Below are 17,922 nucleotides of genomic sequence, written 5' to 3'. Positions count from 1 at the left end.
TGTAATTAATATTTTTTATTTATACAAAAATTTATCGGCAAAATTAACAAGATTCACACCACCGTAATTTCCTGAACTCATAAACAATAAATTCTTTCCAGCCGGGTCCATTTCCACAAGATACTGTTTCATGCCATCAATACTGTTGAAATATATCAAATTGGGTTGATTAAACGCCTTCTTAAGCGCATCTTCCGAGATCGCCTCGGCATTTTTCTGTTTCAACCCTTCCTGATTGATGAATACCGCCGGATACTCTGCTTCCTGCATGGTATCCATATACTCATTCAAATATGCCTTATTAAGGCTGCTGTATGTATGCAACTCAATAATAGCCACCAATGCCTTGCCCGGAAATTGCTCTTTAAGGGCGTGTATACTTGCTTTTAATTTGGTGGGCGTATGGGCAAAATCCTGGTAAACCACACTATCATTATTGCTGGCAACGTATTCTAAACGCCTTGAAGCCCCTTTAAATTGTTTTATTGCTTCATAAAATGCCTCGCGCTCAACACCTAACCACTCACAAACCGTAAATGCCGCTGCGATATTAGATAAATTGTGCCGGCCGAAAACCTGCAGCGGGATATCGCCCAAGTGGGTATGCATATATGTGATTCCTTTATTGATAGTGTATTCCGGGGTGCGATAGCCATGTTTGTTGATCTTAGATTGGTCCTCGAGTACAAGTTCTTGAAGCCGTTTGTCTTCTTTATTATAGACCAATGTGCCTTTGGGTTCGATACTTTTAATGAAGAGCCTGAATTGGGTCACATAATTTTCAAACGTTGGAAATACATTGACATGATCCCAGGCGATGCCGCTGATCAAGGCAATATGGGGGCGGTATAAATGGAACTTCGGGCGTTGATCAATGGGCGAGGCCAGGTATTCATCACCTTCGATAATCATCAGGGGCGCATCTTTGGTGAGGCGTACCATGTACTCAAATTCATCGAGTTTAGCGCCCACCAGGTAATCGAAATCCCGCCCGATGGATTTTAACACGTGCATAATGATACTGGTGATGGTCGTTTTGCCGTGGCTCCCCCCTATCACGACCCGCGTTTTATCCATCGTTTGCTCATAGATAAATTCCGGATACGAATAAATACGGACACCCAACTCCTTCGCCTTCAATAATTCGGGATTGTCAGCCTTTGCATGCATTCCCAATACTACGGCATCGATATCGGCCGTAATATGTGCCGGATCCCACCCTGGTTCGGGAAGCAACCCTTCGTTGGCCAGGTTGGTGCGCGACGGTTCATAGATGTGGTCGTCAGAACCACTCACCATATACCCTTTTTTGGCCAGTGCAATGGCCAAGTTGTGCATAATGCTACCGCCAATAGCAATAAAGTGTACACGCATAACTATTCTTTTTTAATAAACCGTGCTGCTACCCAACCATCCTGCTGCTTATGACGCTCGTAGATCAGCTGATGCTGGAGACCGGCGGCTTTAAGCAGTGCTAAATCATCGCCGTCATAAAACCCACTCATATATAGCATCCCATCTGGTTTCAACGAGCGGGCATATTGCGCAATTTGATCCAACAGAATATTACGATTGATGTTTGCCAATATGACATCCACAAGTTGGTCGGCCATTAAATCAACCGAACCGCATAAGGCAATGATACCAGGGACGCCATTCAGCACTTTGTTTTCTTCGACGCTGGCTACGCACACCGGGTCATTATCAATCGCCAGAACACGGGATGCACCACGCTTCGCTGCCAATATCGCCAATATCCCTGTACCACATCCCATATCCAGCACCGTCTTCCCTTCGAACGCTGTTTCCAGCATGTACTGTATCATCAAAGCGGTGGTCTGATGATGCCCTGTACCAAAGGCCATCTTGGGGTCGATAATGATTTCATACGGGTACCCGACTGGTGGCTGATGGAACGTCGCCCGCACATAACATTGATTTGCTACCACAACGGGTTCGAAATTGCCCTCCCAGACTGCGTTCCAGTTTTGCGACGGTATTTCATGCACCTGATAATCTACTTGAAATCCCATGGGTTGGTTTATCAACAATGCCTCCAAAGCTTGTAAATCAAGCTGTTCAGAGGCAATATACGCCGCAAACCCATCATTTCGGGGCTCGAAGGTATCGAATCCCATATGAGCCAAGCTATCAATCAGCAGATCCTGGTGCCAATCTTCACCACCATTGCAGGTGAAAATAATCGCGCTGTATTTCATGAAACAATCGCCTTTCCGTTCAGTTATTGAATACCTTGACGATATCAATAAAATCACGGGACTTCAAGGATGCGCCCCCGATAAGGCCACCATCTATATCCGCTTGCGCGAACAATTCCGGTGCATTTTTCGGATTGCAGCTTCCCCCGTACAAGATTGTCAACTGGTCGGCAACGCTTTGATTGTATTGTCCGGCCACTTGTTGGCGGATAAATGCATGCACTTCCTGCGCTTGCTCGGGCGTTGCGGTCAGCCCAGTGCCGATAGCCCACACGGGCTCGTAAGCGAGTACAACCTTGTTGAACACTTCGCTCGGAAGATGGAAGACACCTTTTTCCAATTGACCACGGATGACATCAAAGTAACGGCCTGCTTCGCGTTCTTCCTGTGTTTCGCCAATACAAAAAATCGGAATTAAACCATGTGATAAAGCAGCATCTACTTTTTTACTAAGTAGTTCGTCGCTTTCATTGAAGTACGCACGGCGCTCTGAGTGACCTAAAATCACGTATTCAGCACCTGCGGACTTTACCTGAGTAGCCGATATTTCTCCGGTATAGGCGCCTTTTTCTTCGAAATAGATATTTTGAGCACCTATTGCTACACGGGAAGTTCCCTTAGCCAGCTGCGCAATGCCATGTAGATGGATAAAAGGACTGCAAACAACTACTTGCTGCTGGCCGACCACCTCATCCTTGGCCATATTGACAATCTCGGAAAACAGACTTATCCCCTGTTGAAAGTCGAGGTTCATTTTCCAGTTTCCGGCTACAATTTTCTTTCGCATGATTTTAATGTATAAATGATTAAATAAATTATTTAGCAACCCCTGGCCACAACACCTTTCTGTTCGTCAAATGTACGATCCGCGCGTTGATACTCCAACATCGTGACCCCTAAGAATTTGACAAGTCAACAGGTCGCGAACCCCTCCGGCCCCACTCCATGAAAAACCCGGAATAAACGTCGATACCCCCCTGAGCCGAAGAATAGGGGTCATACCGATACACAAATCGGCCGCCCAACGTTTCAATGGATAAATCCCCGTCCCGCCTATCCGACTGATTAAATAGAACGACATGCATAGGTCTCCATTTAGAACGGCTAAAATAAAAAAGTCCCGATAAAATATCGGGACCAATATCATTAATCTAATGCCTGCCTTATTTCTTGTTGTAACGGTTACGGAACTTGTCGATACGTCCTGCAGTGTCGACCAATTTCATTTTTCCGGTATAATAAGGGTGGGAAGTGTGCGAAATTTCAAGTTTCACCAACGGATATTCATTGCCATCTTCCCATTTTATGGTTTCTTTCGTATCGATGCATGATTTCGTGATGAAAGCATAGTCATTTGACATATCCTTGAAAACCACTAACCTATAATTCGATGGATGCAAGTCTTTCTTCATTTTATCTATGAGTTACTAATATGCGTTATTGAGCGTGCAAAAGTAGCTAATATGATTTTAATTTCCAATTATTTCGCTGATAAATATTTTTCATAGCAATGAGATGCTCTATACCGTTCTGAGCGACAGACATAGCGGTCATTGAAAAAACAATTCGCCAAAACATCCGGGCACATGAAAGTTGGGTGTGGGGTGATTAATCCTGTTCCACGAAACGAAATGCGGCACGGGCAGTTCATCGCCACATTTATAAAAATTCCCTGTACACTGCATGCCAGCCAGGGATTTGATGCTGTGCGCATCAAATACGCTAAACGGCACATTCAGCACGAGTCGCCATGTGGTGTCTTCGCCATGTTTTTGTTTCGTTACGATGTGACTATCCGTATGTATACGTTCGACAAGGGACCTCGGCAACAGAGACCGCTCGTTTTCGGCTTCGCGGCCATACCCGATCAATCCTGTTCCCAAGCAGTTAAACTCGATGTTGTAATAATGCACATGGTCGAAAGATACGAAAAACTCTACACAGCTATCCTTATAAACAGGATCATTCGTGTTCCGGCGGTTCGCGATGGCATGTTTTTCGCTGACCTGATATACCAGCAACAGGCTATCCGCTGTATGGGCTATCTTGACATACACCGACGGTTTATATGGATAATCCGACCAAGCCACTTCATCCAACCTGAAGGCACTCAAACCGGCGAGAGCCGCCAACACCTCATCCGTAGATGAATGGTAGTTTACCCGATCCAGAAAAGGTATGACCAGTCCTTTCATATGTGTTCCTATTGACTTCGCTACAAACCCAGCTACGTATAACGTCCCGCTGTCCGATGAATGCAGTCCTGCAGCACATGTTCGTGGGCTTCAACCAGCTCAACCAATTTGAGCTGTGCCCTAGCACGCTGCAAATTGTGATCGGCGTGATGCGTCTTATAATAATGATCGCCTTCGAGAAAATCGGTAAGGAACCGCACAGCCTGCATATAAGGTAACAGCAGTATGCCCTCTATCAACGAGTTGACTTCACTCGCGGTCAAAAAAGAATCCGCCTCTTCGAAATAACCGGCGGTATAGGCTTCGAACAACGGGATATTCAATGTGATCTTACGCAAATCGGCTTCATCTTCGGCTGCACTGTTGATGATGGTGCGAATCGCATCGCCGAAATCGTAGGCCACATATCCCGGCATTACGGTATCCAAATCAATTACGCATTGTGCACGATCATGAACATCCAGTAAAACATTGTTAAATTTCGTGTCGTTGTGCGTGATACGCAGGGGCAACTTCCCGGCAGCTGCAAGATTTAATAGGGTATGCATGCGGTTTTCGCGGCGTTTTATAAACGTTATTTCGTCAGCTACCCGGCATACCCGGTTTACCCGATCAGCAGCGATGGCACTGTCCAGTTTAGCTAACCGCTTGCCAATGTGATGGAAATCAGGCAACACTTCATGAATAAGGTGAGCATCCAAATCGGATAACAGCCGTTGAAATTGCCCGAATGCACGCCCCCCCTCCTTAGCTTGCAGCGGAGTCTCTACAATATCGTAACTTCGTGTGTTGGCAAGCAGGATAAACATCCGCCAAAAGTTGCCTGCCTCATCTCGATGATAAGTCAGCCCCGCTTCTGTTGGTATTAACGTCAATACCCGATCCGCTACGGGCAGATTATCACCGCCAAAGGAGTCATATTTCCGTTTTAAATGCTGCGTGACCCGCATGATGTTCTGCATCAGCGCCGGCACATCACCGAAGACGTGATGGTTGATTCGCTGAAGCAAATAATCGCTTCCCGTTCCACGCACATGTACACGGTACGTATCATTAATATGTCCTGAACCAAACGGCAGCACATTGAGCACATCGCCTTCAATAATGAATTGTTTTGCTAGCGTAGCGAGTTGCTGTGGATTAAAATTGCTCATAGCGATAACTGAATCGGCTTTATGCGTTCAAAATGACACGCAATATGCAAATTCACCCAGTAAAAACAATAGCTTTTCCACAAGCAATCGTTTGCGTGATTTTATCAAAAAAAGCCCACTATCGATGAGGGCCCTATACCGAAGGGTTGCCGGCAAGTACCGTCGGGGCGGCGGCCAGCACATCGTCGCTTACCGCATCTTCGAATTTCCTGAAGTTCGCTATGAAAAGCTTAGCTAACTGGTTCGCTTGGCCGTAATACGCATTTTCGTCAGGCCATAGCTGCACCGGATCCAGCACCGCATCCGGCACACCGGGGCAACTGGCGGGATAATGCAGCCCAAATACCGGGTGGGTCCGGAACGTAGACTCCTTAAGCACGCCGTTCAGGGCTGCCCTCACGATAGCCCGTGTATATTCCAGTTTGATACGACGACCAACGCCGAACGGGCCAGCAATCCATCCCGTATTGATTAACCACACATTAATTTTCCTGCCTGCCAACCTATCCCTTAACAGCTCGGCGTAATGCGAAGGGTGCAGCGGTAAGAAAGCCTCTCCAAAACATGCCGAAAATACAGCCCTTGGCTCCTTAACGCCTACCTCTGTACCCCCAACCTTAGCTGTATAGCCGGAGATAAAATGATACATCGCCTGTGTGGTAGTCAGCAATGATACCGGGGGAATGACGCCAAAGGCATCTGCCGTGAGAAAGAAGATGTCCCGCGGCGCCGGTGCCATACCGGTTGGGACACTATCTGCCACATGGTGGATGGGATAAGCAGCCCTGGTGTTTTCCGTTTTTGAGACATCCCGGTAGTCAGGCACGCGCGTGCCGGGGATGAAATTAGTATTTTCAACTAGCGCACCAAAGCGAACCGCCCGGAAAATCTCCGGCTCATCATCTTCATTCAGCCCGATGCATTTGGCATAACACCCCCCTTCCAAATTAAAAATCCCTTTTTCGTCCCAACCGTGTTCATCGTCTCCTATCAACGACCGGTCGTGAGCAGCAGAAAGTGTGGTCTTCCCGGTCCCTGAGAGGCCAAAGAAAAGCGCAGTGTGCCCGTCATCATTCGTATTGGCCGCACAATGCATGGCGAGTATCCGTTTTTCGAGCGGCAAAATATAGTTCATTACTGAAAACATGCTCTTCTTAATCTCTCCTGTATAACCTGTGCCGGCGATCAAAACCACTTTCCACGTAAAGTTGATGACCACAAAATTGGGGTTATGCAATCCATGCTGCTCTGGTTCGGCGCAGGTATATCCCGGAGCCGCCAACACCGACCATTCGGGGCGCACTTTGGAATCTGGCGAGGCCGGCCTTACAAATAGATTGTTTGCAAAAATGCTCTGATAAGCCGTTTCAGTAACCACCCGCACATCAATACTATGGCCGGGATCGGCCCCGACGATGGCATCACGCACGAACACATCCTTATCTCGAAAGTACCGCCCCATTTGTTCAAACAGCCGCTCGAACGCCTCGCTGGTCAGCGGCTGATTATTGGAGCCCCACCACACCGTATTTTCAGTTTGCGCATCGCGGACAATGAACCTGTCAAACGGCGTGCGACCGGTGAAACGGCCGGTATCGACACATAGCGCACCGGAATCAGCAAGTTTCCCCTCGCTTCTTGCAACGGCCTGTTCAACCAGTTCTGCCGTTTTTTTCTGATAGTGTACATTTACGTTTTCCTGAATAAAAAGATAACTCAAGTCAAAAAACAACTTTGTATACTCATTCATAGCGTTTTATTTACATATTTTATTTACCTCTGTAGCGCAAATCGTAGCAAATGTCAGACTAAAAATTGGTAAAATAAAACAAAAAATCGCTGAAAATCAGTTTATTGTAAATTATACACTAAGACAACAAACTGACGCACAATACCGTTTAACGTTTTAGCCATTTTTATCAAAAAGAAAAAAATCAAGGACGATAATGCGGCATATTTATTGGCGTTTTACTTTTAAGTATGCATTTGCTATCTTTAGCAACTGACCAAGGCTATATTATAACATTAAGAATTAAAAACGATGAGGCTATATACGATTGATACCGGATTTTTCAAGCTTGACGGAGGAGCTATGTTTGGCGTAGTACCCAAGTCAATATGGCAACGGACAAATCCAGCAGACGAGCGAAACATGTGTACTTGGGCGACAAGGCTGCTGCTTATTGAAGACGAATCGCGCTTGATCTTGGTGGATACCGGTATAGGTAATAAACAGGGAGATAAATTTTTCAGCCATTATTATCGCCATGGCGATGCCACATTGGACAGCTCACTTGCCACCCATGGATTCCACAGGGATGACATCACCGACGTATTCATCACCCACCTCCATTTCGACCATGTAGGGGGCGCTATCATACGTGAACAGGCGAATTTAGTTCCTGCTTTCAAAAATGCCACTTACTGGAGTAATGAACAGCATTGGGACTGGGCCCTGTTCCCCAATCACCGGGAAAAGCCTTCCTTCCTGCAAGAGAACATTATCCCCATCTATGAAAGTGGCCAGCTTCGTTTCATACCCGTTGAAGACGGCGTGAAATTTACCGAAAACATTACCGTACGCTTTGCTTACGGCCATACCGATGCGATGATGCTGCCACAGATCAATTACAACGGAAAAACATTGCTTTACATGGCCGATCTTCTCCCGTCGGCGGGACACATCCCCCTGCCCTACGTGATGAGTTATGACGTCAGGCCGCTTACCACGATGGAAGAGCGAAAACACTACTGGCAGGAAGCTGTTGACAACGACTACGCATTGTTCTTGGAGCACGACCCCGTCAACGAATGTTGCACAATACAGCTTACCGAAAAAGGATATCGGCTTAAGGACACCTTTTCGCTGAACGAATGGCTATAAAAAATAAAAGCCATTCCGGCACACCGGAACGGCTTTTGTTTAGTTTAGTTAGTTAATTCGTATTACGCAGAAGCTTGGGTCTGGCGGATGATATTCAACGCCCCTCCTGCCCTGAACCAGCCAATCTGCTGCTCATTATAGCTGTGGTTGACGTTGATTTCGTCTACCGAGCCATCCGCATGGCGGATGACCAATGTAAGCGGCTTATTGGGCGCAAATTCAGTAAGCCCCACAATATCAAAGGTATCATCCTCCAATATCTTATTGTAGTCATCCTTATCAGCAAATGTCAAAGCCAACATGCCTTGCTTTTTCAGATTGGTCTCGTGAATACGGGCAAATGATTTGACCAATACCGCACGGACCCCCAAATGCCGGGGCTCCATCGCTGCATGTTCGCGAGACGAACCTTCGCCATAATTCTCATCTCCCACCACGATGGAACCGATTCCCGCCGCCTTATAGTCCCGTTGCGTAGCAGGCACCGGACCGTATTCATTCGTCAACTGGTTTTTCACGTAATCCGTTTTATCATTGAAGAAATTAACGGCACCGATAAGTAAATTATTGGAGATGTTATCCAAATGGCCACGATATTTCAACCAAGGCCCAGCCATGGAAATGTGGTCAGTAGTACACTTGCCTTTGGCTTTGATAAGCAACTTCAGCCCCGTAAGGTCTGTTCCCTCCCACGCCGGAAACGGATCGAGTAACTGCAGGCGATCAGAAGTGGGCGATACCGCCACGACAACGTGGCTACCATCTTCCGCGGGTGCTTGATAGCCCGGGTCTTCCACGTCAAATCCCTTTTGCGGCAACTCATCGCCAACAGGGGGGTCCAATTTCACTGCCTCGCCTTTGTCGTTGATCAATGTATCCGTAATCGGATTGAACGACAAATCGCCAGAAATGGCAATGGCTGCGACTAGCTCAGGAGAAGCCACAAACGCATACGTATTCGGGTTGCCATCCGCCCGTTTTGCAAAATTCCGGTTAAACGAATGAACAATTGTATTTTTTTCGGCTTTTTCAGCTCCCACGCGTGCCCACATACCAATACACGGGCCGCATGCGTTGGTGAAAATCGTGGCATCCAAATCGGTAAATGTATCCAGCAAACCATCCCGTTCCGCTGTATAACGCACCTGTTCAGAGCCGGGGTTGATACCAAATTCAGCCTTCCTGGCCAGCCCTTTTTCTACCGCTTGCTTCGCCACAGACGCTGCACGGGATAAATCTTCATACGATGAATTGGTGCAGGAGCCGATCAACCCCCATTCTACCTTCAATGGCCAGCCGTTCTTCGCGGCCTCCTCTTTCATTTTCGAGACCGGCGTAGCCAAATCCGGAGTAAAGGGACCGTTCAAGTGAGGTTCAAGCTCAGAAAGATTAATTTCAATGACTTGGTCAAAGTAAGCTTCCGGATCAGCATATACCTCCGGGTCCGCAGTTAAGTGTTCTTTGATAGCGTTTGCAGCGTCGGCCACATCCGCACGATTGGTGGCTCGCAGGTAGCGCTCCATGGACTCGTCGTACCCGAACGTAGAGGTTGTCGCCCCTATCTCTGCGCCCATATTACAGATGGTTCCTTTGCCGGTGCAGGACATGGACCGTGCGCCTTCACCAAAATACTCAACGATGCAGCCTGTCCCACCTTTCACGGTGAGGATACCAGCTACTTTCAAGATCACATCCTTGGGCGCCGTCCAACCGTTAAGCTTACCGGTTAGCTTGACACCGATTAATTTCGGAAATTTAAGCTCCCAAGGCAAACCAGCCATCACATCGCAGGCATCAGCCCCACCAACGCCAATGGCCAGCATGCCCAACCCGCCCGCATTGACCGTGTGCGAATCCGTTCCGATCATCATGCCGCCCGGAAAAGCGTAATTTTCCAGAACCACCTGGTGGATAATCCCTGCACCTGGCTTCCAAAAACCGATGCCATATTTGTTGGACACTGACGCCAGAAAATCAAATACCTCCTTACTTTCCGTGGTCGCAACGGCTAAGTCCTTTTCGGCGCCTTCCTTTGCCCGGATAAGGTGGTCGCAATGAACAGTAGAGGGAACGGCTACCCGAGGCCTTCCTGCCTGCATGAATTGCAACAGGGCCATCTGGGCAGTAGCGTCTTGCATGGCCACCCGGTCAGGCGCAAAATCTACATACGAAATTCCTCGTTCATACCCCTGGGTAGCATTGCCGTCCCACAAGTGAGTATATAAAATCTTCTCTGTAAGTGTCAAAGGCCTATTCACCACGTTACGGGCGGCAGCAATCCGCTCGGCGTACTGGGCGTAGACCTTTTTAATCATGTCAATATCAAATGCCATCTATTACTAGTAATTAATTATAAAGAAAAGACAAAATAACGGTCGATAAGGTGTCGTTATTTTTAAATTGTTGCGAATTTACAAAAAAAACAAGTTACAACGAGGTTTGGCCAATCGCCCGTTTAATTTGGAAATATTCTAAACAAGTTGATACGTATGGCAACGGGCCCTTTACGTCGAAATCAAATCCGGCGTTATGCGTTTGAGCTCGGCAATGGTATGGATAGGGTTTTTGGCAGCAAATATAAAGTTGCCTGCCACCAGCACATCCGCCCCTGCCTTCAATAATGCCAGGGCATTGTGGTTGTTTACTCCGCCGTCTATTTCGATGAGCAGCCCGTCATTTCGTCCTGCTGCCAATGCCCTCAATTCCCTAATCTTCCGATAGGTCGCTTCAATGAAGTTTTGCCCACCGAAACCGGGATTAACCGACATGATAAGCACGAGATCTACATCATCCACAATTTCGTGAAGCTGGGCCACGGGCGTGCTCGGATTAATAGCCACGCCGGCGGTACATCCCATTTCTTTAATGGCATGTACCGTTCGGTTGAGGTGGGTACACGCCTCCAGATGCACGGTAATGTTGTCCGCTCCCGCAGCTTTGAATTGCTTAATGTAACGGTCGGGATGGGTAATCATCAAATGTACGTCCAGTGGTTTTTTTGCGTAGTGGGCTATGGAAGCCAACACCGGAAAACCAAAAGAAATGTTGGGCACAAAAACGCCATCCATAATGTCGATATGGAACCAATCGGCTTCGCTTTGGTTGACCATTGCAATGTCATCATATAAATGCGCAAAATCTGCGGACAATACGGACGGGGCAACAAGGTGTTTACGCTTGGGCATGACTTTTTTTGGCAAAGATAACGAATTGCGGCCATTGTCAGCCAAAGCGATCGCCGTTATTATTTGTCGGCAAGGAAGTCGAAACGCTCCCCGAGCTCTGCAGGATATTTACCTGTCAAATCTTCGTCATTCGGAAGCCCTGTTTCTTGATGAAGATTACCACTGAGCAATCTGTTCAACAGCTTACGCACCAACGGATATTCAAACTCTGATTTATCCAGGGTGATGAGGTATGCGTTGTCCGTGATTTCAATACTAGATTTTGTCATGATGCGACTTTTTGTTTTCATCCGTAATTAATTACCCTTTATGGCCTCATGCCCATTTCAGGGTGAAAAATTACAACACAAACAATAAGCTATCATTAATTGCTATTTATGATACTGTTAAAAACAGGCTATTCGTCCGCCCATAATAAAAGCGTTTTGCTACATTTGCCACAGGTAATCCTCCGTTCCTTCCGTATAACGGATTATTTTAGTAAGTTTGAGATTAAAAATACGGCATCGTGGCACGGCTAAAAATTAAATATCAAGCAGCTCATAAAGGCGGGCGGTATGGTTATATACTCAAATACGGGATGATATTATCCAGTATTGTGTTGATTACCTTATTTTTACCTAAGCAGCCCCGCTTCAGGTATGAGTTTGAGAAAGGGAAAGTCTGGATGCACGAAGATCTGATATCTCCCTATAACTTTGCCGTTTTAAAAACGCAGGCCGAGCTTGAGAAGGAACGGGAAAATGTTTTAAAATCGGTATATCCCATTTACGACCACAATACCCAGATCGCTGAACAGCAAATTGCCCAATTCGAGGCTGATCTACCCGAAAAATGGCAGGCCGCTGGCTTGGATACGTTGAATATAGACGTCGCCACCTATGAACAAACGGGCAAAAAGCTACTGACGGATATTTACCGGCGGGGAGTCATTGCGCTGAACAACAAATTCCAAGGTGATCGTACACATTACAATTTTACGTTATTGACCGATCATGTAGCCAAACAAATGAATACTGCGGCTGTATTTACAACCGAAACCGCGGCGGAATATATCAGCAAAACGATCAATGGCCGAACGGCCATCAAACAAAAAGAATGGTTCATCGATGTCATTGGCAGCTATATTTCCGTCAATTACCTCTTCAACGAATCGCTGACCGCAAGGCTGGAAGAAGACGCATTGGCCAGCATTTCCACGACAAGGGGCATGGTACAACGCGGTGAACTCATTGTGGCTAATGGCACCACGGTCAACAACGAAATCTACCAAAAAATAGAGTCTTTGCGGAAAGCTTACGAAGAAGAAGCGCGCATCGGAGGCAACCGCGCATTGGTCATGCTAGGACAGTTTTTCATTGTCGCCTTGGTCGTCTCGCTGCTCTTCGTGTTCATTTACCTCTTTCGCAAGGATATTTACCACAACAACCGGTTGATATTCCTTATCCTTATTGTCATTACCGGCATGCTGCTCGTCTTGTCTTGGGCCATTAAAATCAAGCTGCCGAGTCTTTATTACATCCCCTACTGCATTGTCCCCATCATTATACGGATCCTGTTTGACACGCGTCTGGCGCTGAATATCCACCTGCTTATGGTCCTGCTAGCCGCCTTTTTTGTGCCCAACAGTTTTGAATTTGTGTTTCTTCAGTTTTCCGCGGGTATGGTAGCCATATACAGCATCAAAACACTGGTGAAACGGGAGCAATTCCTGATTTCATCCGCCATCATACTGGGCACGTACTTGATCGCTTATATCGGTATGGGACTGATGCGCGACGGGTCACTCGGCAACCTTTACTGGTCGGACATCGCGCCCTTTGTGTTCAGCGTGTTGCTCACCCTGCTGGCTTATCCGCTTATTTATGCGTTCGAGCGCTTGTTTGGCATTATTTCAGATGTCACCTTAATGGAGCTTACTAACAGCAACTCGAAATTGCTTCGCGAATTGTCATATAAAGCCCCCGGCACATTCCAGCATTCCATGCAAGTGGCCAATCTTGCGGAGGCGGCCATTTATAAAATCGGTGGCAATACCTTATTAGTAAGAGCCGGTGCCCTGTACCACGATATCGGTAAAATGTTCAATCCACAGTATTTTATCGAAAATCAAACCAAAGGACACAATCCGCATGACGGTCTTTCGTTCGAACAAAGTGCGCAGATTATTATCTCGCACGTCGCCAAAGGCGTAGAGCTTGCCAGAAAAAACCAGCTGCCCGAAGTAATCATCGATTTTATCCGTACCCATCACGGTACAACCAGGGTAGATTATTTCTATCAATCCTACATTAAGTCGTTTCCGGAAAAGTTCGTGGATGAGGATATCTTTCATTATCCTGGCCCTGTTCCCTTCTCGCGGGAAACTGCCGTCTTGATGATGGCCGATTCCGTCGAAGCGGCGTCAAGGAGTTTGAAGGAGCCCAGTGCACAAAGCCTGAATGATCTGGTTGATAAAATTATTGAATCCAAGCTGAACCAAAAACAACTTGTAAACAGCAATATCACCCTGAAAGACATCACCATGGTCAGCGAAATATTCAAAGATATGCTAAAGAGCATCTACCACGTACGCATTGACTATGACACCAGTGGCAAAAAAAGCAATACGACGACAAAAGTCAACATGGAGACGCCACACACAAACTGATTGCTGCTGGATATGCAAAAATATTCCCCTATTTTTGTGCATCCGTGTCTTGACGAAACGATAACCAATTTTACATAGGTCATAATGATCATGACGACTTCAATGTATTTGTCAACACCGGCGTGGCTTACCATAATATTCAGTATGTTCACGTTTTTGGGCTATTGCCAACATCCAAGACCTACGGTGGGCGTTTGCGCATCGGCTGCACAGCAAGAGGAAGCCCAACGGGCCGGTTTTGATTTTATGGTCCCCGGTGTCTCTCCTTACTTGTTGGCAGCCGCTGACGGCAACGAAATACATGCACTTCCCGTTTATGCATGCAACGTGTTTTTGCCCGCAAAGGCAAAATGTGTAGGGCCCGAGGCCAATGCAGAGGCTTTAATGGCTTATGCCGATACTGTGTTCCGGCGGGCACAGCAACTCAACGTCCCTATTATCATCTTTGGGAGTGGCGCCGCGCGGAGGATCCCTGATGGATATAGCCTCAATCAAGCGACGGAACAATTCGTTACGCTTTGTAGAAAGCTTGCCGACCGTGCTGCCACATACGGCGTAAAAATAGCCTTGGAAAACCTCAATAGCGAGGAAACAAACTTCATTACGACCTTGGAGGAAGCACGGCTGATTTGCGAGCAGGTGAATCGACCGAATTTCGGCATTAACGCAGACATCTACCACATGTTAAAGGAACGTGAGCCGGCAACGCAGTTGCAGAAGGCAGGAAAGCACATCGTGCATTGCGATATTGCTGAGCCGGAAAACCGCACGCCTCCAGGCGTAGAGGGAACCGATTTTACCGCCTATCTGGAAGCTCTGAAAGCGATCGGCTACCAGGGAGGTATCGGTGTAGAGGCTCGCTGGACCGATTTCCCAAGCCAAGCAACGACAGCCTACGAAACACTGACCAGGCAACTCGATGCTGTTTATCGCACCCATTGAGTCGAAGGCTCAGATGCTGGGCGTACCAGAAGTTTCCCCGCAACGATATGCTTTGCCGGGAGATTTCTGATCGGTGACTGGCCAGAAATCCAATGGCGTGGATCCCCCGTGATGAACACGAAAACATCGCAATGGATAACGGGTTTAAACAATAAAAACAAACAAATGGCATAAGCTAATGACAACGGAACAAAACGACAAAGACCGGCTCACCAATGGACAGGGCGCAACCCCTTTCACTCAAACTTTTTTCCATGGGACAAAGGCAGACCTAAATGTTGGCGACCTAATCGAAGCAGGCTACAATTCAAATTATGGGCTGCAGAAAAACGCAAAATATATTTTCCTAACGGCGACGCTGGACGCTGCTATCTGGGGCGCTGAACTTGCCTTAGGCGACGGACGAGAGCGGATTTATTTAGTAGAACCAACGGGAGAAATTGAAGATGACCCTGATTTGACAGATAAAAAATTCCCAGGAAACCCCACTAAATCTTATCGCTCAACACGACCGTTCAGGGTTGTAGGCGAAGTTACGATTTGGCATGGACACCCAGCCGAGCAAGTTAAGGCAATGAAAGAACATCTTGATGAACTTAAAGCACAAGGTGTCAATTCGTTAAACGACTAATCGGAGAAACAACGACGCCCCGCTAACAACAAGCACAAAAACCCCAGCAAGCCATTCGCTTCACCTGGCAAACAAAAAAGCCCGACAATAGTCGGGCTGCCCCAGCTTTGGCGGTGAGGGCGGGATTCGAACCCGCGGTACCGTTTCCAGTACGACAGTTTAGCAAACTGTTCCTTTCGGCCTCTCAGGCACCTCACCGTTTTTGCGAGTGCAAACGTACTACAAAAAATCGAATTTGAAAAACTTGTATGTGAAAAAAGGTGAAAGAAACCAAATTTTTCCGGCAGGGGATTGTTCACCCAATCCATAACGATAGTGGCCAAAACGGGCTAAATAAGATTTTGTACCTTTGTGACGTAGGCCGTCATCAAAAATCATTATGGGGCACATCAAAGCATATTACGAACAAATCACTGCAATAAGCCAAGCGGATTGGCAATACATTTCTGCACAATTTGAGCGGGTCCGCTTTTTAAAAGGTGAGGTGCTGACTGAAAAGGGAGACATTGAACGGTTCCTCTATTTTATTGAGTGTGGTGTGCTCCGCTATTATATCCCTGACGATGATGGCGAACTGACATTCGGCTTTTGCTTTAGCAAGGAATTTGCCAGTGCCTATGACTCCCTGCTGATGCAAAGCCCTTCAACGTACCGACTTCAAGCATTGGCGGACACAATCGCCTGGCGCATATCACACGATGGACTCCAAAAGGTATACGCAAAAACACAAATCGGTAACGTGATCGGACGGTATACCGCAGAAAGGCTATTTTTGGCAAAGAATAAGCGGGAACTGGAATTGCTTCGGCAGACCGCCAAAGAACGCTACCTCAATCTCTTTGCCGAGCAACCCGAGATTATCAAACGCATTCCACTCAAATACATCGCCTCCTATATAGGCATTACACCGCAAGCGCTCAGCAGAATACGCAGGCAGATTTGTTAACATCGGTTCATTGTGTCGGAAAGAGTTTCTGCGGATCTTTGCTGCAAAACTATTGGCAATGATACTATCCATCCGTCCTTATGGGCATCCTATACTTCGGCAAAAATGCGCCTCCATTTCCAGTGATTATCCAGGGTTGCAACCCCTTATAGACAGCATGTGGGAAACCATGTACAACGCTCAAGGGTGCGGATTGGCAGCTCCCCAAGTCGGACACGCCATCCGGTTATTTACGGTGGACAGCAAGACTAGCTATGAGAGCTATGACACAGCCGAACGTGAAACCTATTTTGCCGCCACTGACGAAGGTATCGTCGAAACGTTTATCAATGCCCAAATCATCGAGCAATCTGATGAAACCTGGGAAGATGAAGAAGGTTGCCTAAGCATTCCACATCTCTCCCAGAAGGTAAAAAGGCCTTGGCGTATAACCATCCGTTATGAAGACCGCCATTTTACGACGCGTACGAGGGTGTTCGGCGGTATCACTGCGCGCATGATACAGCATGAATATGATCATACCGAAGGTGTCTTATACCTCGACTATCTACAGCCGCTTACCAAGCGGATGCTGACGGCTAAAATCAAGCAAATTGCCCGACGACAACCGGTTGTAAATTATCCCATGTTGTACAAAAGTAACCGCTAAGCGTGGCCGCGAACGGTAAACGCCTTGGCAAACGTCTGCTTTCTCAAGTAGGCATAAGACACCAACAAAATCACCAAAGCTATCAGTGGTCCCATGACCATTGAAACCGGATCTCCACTGGCTACATGTGCAATAAATGCTGAAATAAACGTGATACCAAATCCCACGTAAGTCCATTCTTTCAACCAAATCGGCACAAAGGGCAGCAATAGCAGCAATACACCGATAATCTTAGCAACCCCCAGCTGTATCCTAAAATAGCTCGGAAAACCCAGATGAACAAAGCCCTGATTGATGTTGGGATCAGTAAAATAGGCATATCCGGAATATAACATCATTAAGGAGATTAATCCGGTAGCCAGCCAATAAATCAATTTCTGTTTCATATAATTATACGTTTAATAGTAACTACAAAGTTAGCATATACACACTATATATTTTATATTACTATACTAATGTATAGCTTA

Annotated in this window: 17 protein-coding genes and 1 tRNA gene; 6 read left to right on the top strand and 12 right to left on the bottom strand. The window is 46.9% G+C overall.

From position 1 onward, the window contains the following. Nucleotides 1-15: 15 nt before the first annotated feature. From murC to pckA, 7 genes are all read right to left on the bottom strand, one after another. Nucleotides 16-1,374, bottom strand: coding sequence for a UDP-N-acetylmuramate--L-alanine ligase (gene murC, locus JHJ32_RS18210; protein WP_079715666.1), 1,359 nt, complete (start codon nucleotides 1,372-1,374; stop codon nucleotides 16-18). A 2-nt stretch (nucleotides 1,375-1,376) separates the two neighbouring features. Further along, on the bottom strand, nucleotides 1,377-2,219 hold the full coding sequence (gene prmA / locus JHJ32_RS18205; RefSeq protein ID WP_200121948.1) for a 50S ribosomal protein L11 methyltransferase: 843 nt from the start codon (nucleotides 2,217-2,219) through the stop codon (nucleotides 1,377-1,379). Nucleotides 2,220-2,238: 19 nt separating this feature from the next. Then, nucleotides 2,239-3,006 carry a triose-phosphate isomerase gene (gene tpiA / locus JHJ32_RS18200; RefSeq protein ID WP_079715664.1) on the bottom strand — a complete coding sequence of 256 codons (768 nt, stop codon included), beginning with the start codon at nucleotides 3,004-3,006 and terminating at the stop codon, nucleotides 2,239-2,241. Nucleotides 3,007-3,382: 376 nt separating this feature from the next. Next, the gene (locus JHJ32_RS18195) at nucleotides 3,383-3,631 is read right to left on the bottom strand and encodes a type B 50S ribosomal protein L31 (RefSeq protein ID WP_079715663.1); all 249 of its coding nucleotides are present in this window, start codon (nucleotides 3,629-3,631) and stop codon (nucleotides 3,383-3,385) included. 138 nt (nucleotides 3,632-3,769) lie between these two features. Continuing rightward, complete coding sequence (locus JHJ32_RS18190) at nucleotides 3,770-4,414, bottom strand: carbohydrate-binding family 9-like protein (protein WP_200121947.1); 645 nt, start codon at nucleotides 4,412-4,414, stop codon at nucleotides 3,770-3,772. Nucleotides 4,415-4,446: 32 nt separating this feature from the next. Then, nucleotides 4,447-5,568, bottom strand: coding sequence for a phosphotransferase enzyme family protein (locus JHJ32_RS18185; protein ID WP_079715661.1), 1,122 nt, complete (start codon nucleotides 5,566-5,568; stop codon nucleotides 4,447-4,449). Between the two features lie 133 nt (nucleotides 5,569-5,701). Further along, the gene (gene pckA / locus JHJ32_RS18180) at nucleotides 5,702-7,318 is read right to left on the bottom strand and encodes a phosphoenolpyruvate carboxykinase (ATP) (protein WP_079715660.1); all 1,617 of its coding nucleotides are present in this window, start codon (nucleotides 7,316-7,318) and stop codon (nucleotides 5,702-5,704) included. 291 nt (nucleotides 7,319-7,609) lie between these two features. Here pckA and JHJ32_RS18175 point away from each other — a divergent pair, with 291 nt between their 5' ends. Then, the gene (locus tag JHJ32_RS18175) at nucleotides 7,610-8,452 is read left to right on the top strand and encodes an MBL fold metallo-hydrolase (RefSeq protein ID WP_200121946.1); all 843 of its coding nucleotides are present in this window, start codon (nucleotides 7,610-7,612) and stop codon (nucleotides 8,450-8,452) included. Nucleotides 8,453-8,514: 62 nt separating this feature from the next. Here JHJ32_RS18175 and JHJ32_RS18170 read toward each other — a convergent pair whose 3' ends face one another. The 3 genes from JHJ32_RS18170 to JHJ32_RS18160 all read right to left on the bottom strand — a co-directional run bounded on the left by JHJ32_RS18170 (nucleotide 8,515) and on the right by JHJ32_RS18160 (nucleotide 11,906). Next, nucleotides 8,515-10,785 (bottom strand): aconitate hydratase, encoded by a 2,271-nt coding sequence (locus JHJ32_RS18170; protein WP_079715658.1) that lies wholly within the window; start codon nucleotides 10,783-10,785, stop codon nucleotides 8,515-8,517. Between the two features lie 171 nt (nucleotides 10,786-10,956). Next, nucleotides 10,957-11,637 carry a ribulose-phosphate 3-epimerase gene (gene rpe, locus JHJ32_RS18165; protein ID WP_079715657.1) on the bottom strand — a complete coding sequence of 227 codons (681 nt, stop codon included), beginning with the start codon at nucleotides 11,635-11,637 and terminating at the stop codon, nucleotides 10,957-10,959. 59 nt (nucleotides 11,638-11,696) lie between these two features. Next, nucleotides 11,697-11,906 (bottom strand): hypothetical protein, encoded by a 210-nt coding sequence (locus JHJ32_RS18160; protein ID WP_139378533.1) that lies wholly within the window; start codon nucleotides 11,904-11,906, stop codon nucleotides 11,697-11,699. 311 nt (nucleotides 11,907-12,217) lie between these two features. Between JHJ32_RS18160 and JHJ32_RS18155 the strand changes: the two genes are divergently transcribed. From JHJ32_RS18155 to arr, 3 genes are all read left to right on the top strand, one after another. Continuing rightward, nucleotides 12,218-14,287, top strand: coding sequence for an HD family phosphohydrolase (locus JHJ32_RS18155; RefSeq protein ID WP_200121945.1), 2,070 nt, complete (start codon nucleotides 12,218-12,220; stop codon nucleotides 14,285-14,287). Nucleotides 14,288-14,431: 144 nt separating this feature from the next. Continuing rightward, on the top strand, nucleotides 14,432-15,229 hold the full coding sequence (locus tag JHJ32_RS18150) for a sugar phosphate isomerase/epimerase (protein ID WP_200121944.1): 798 nt from the start codon (nucleotides 14,432-14,434) through the stop codon (nucleotides 15,227-15,229). A 178-nt stretch (nucleotides 15,230-15,407) separates the two neighbouring features. Further along, entirely contained in the window at nucleotides 15,408-15,860 is a 453-nt protein-coding gene (gene arr / locus JHJ32_RS18145; protein ID WP_079715653.1) for an NAD(+)--rifampin ADP-ribosyltransferase, read from the top strand. 108 nt (nucleotides 15,861-15,968) lie between these two features. Here the strand turns inward: arr and JHJ32_RS18140 are convergent. Beyond that, nucleotides 15,969-16,058: transfer RNA gene (locus JHJ32_RS18140), tRNA-Ser, on the bottom strand. Between the two features lie 181 nt (nucleotides 16,059-16,239). Between JHJ32_RS18140 and JHJ32_RS18135 the strand changes: the two genes are divergently transcribed. After that, entirely contained in the window at nucleotides 16,240-16,806 is a 567-nt protein-coding gene (locus JHJ32_RS18135) for a Crp/Fnr family transcriptional regulator (protein ID WP_079715652.1), read from the top strand. A gap of 58 nt (nucleotides 16,807-16,864) precedes the next feature. Further along, nucleotides 16,865-17,455, top strand: a complete 591-nt coding sequence (def, locus tag JHJ32_RS18130; RefSeq protein ID WP_079715651.1) for a peptide deformylase — start codon at nucleotides 16,865-16,867, stop codon at nucleotides 17,453-17,455. On the opposite strand, the gene JHJ32_RS18125 is transcribed toward def, so the two are convergent. Beyond that, nucleotides 17,452-17,841, bottom strand: coding sequence for a DoxX family protein (locus JHJ32_RS18125; RefSeq protein WP_079715650.1), 390 nt, complete (start codon nucleotides 17,839-17,841; stop codon nucleotides 17,452-17,454). The two genes, def and JHJ32_RS18125, sit on opposite strands and share 4 nt — an antisense overlap. Nucleotides 17,842-17,922: the final 81 nt, after the last annotated feature.

Origin of the sequence: Parapedobacter sp. ISTM3 (assembly GCF_016533505.1) — a bacterium.
Classification (GTDB): Bacteria; Bacteroidota; Bacteroidia; order Sphingobacteriales; family Sphingobacteriaceae; genus Parapedobacter; species Parapedobacter luteus.
The sequence above is the reverse complement of the archived record's forward strand: the minus strand, read 5'-3'. Positions and strand labels throughout refer to the sequence as shown.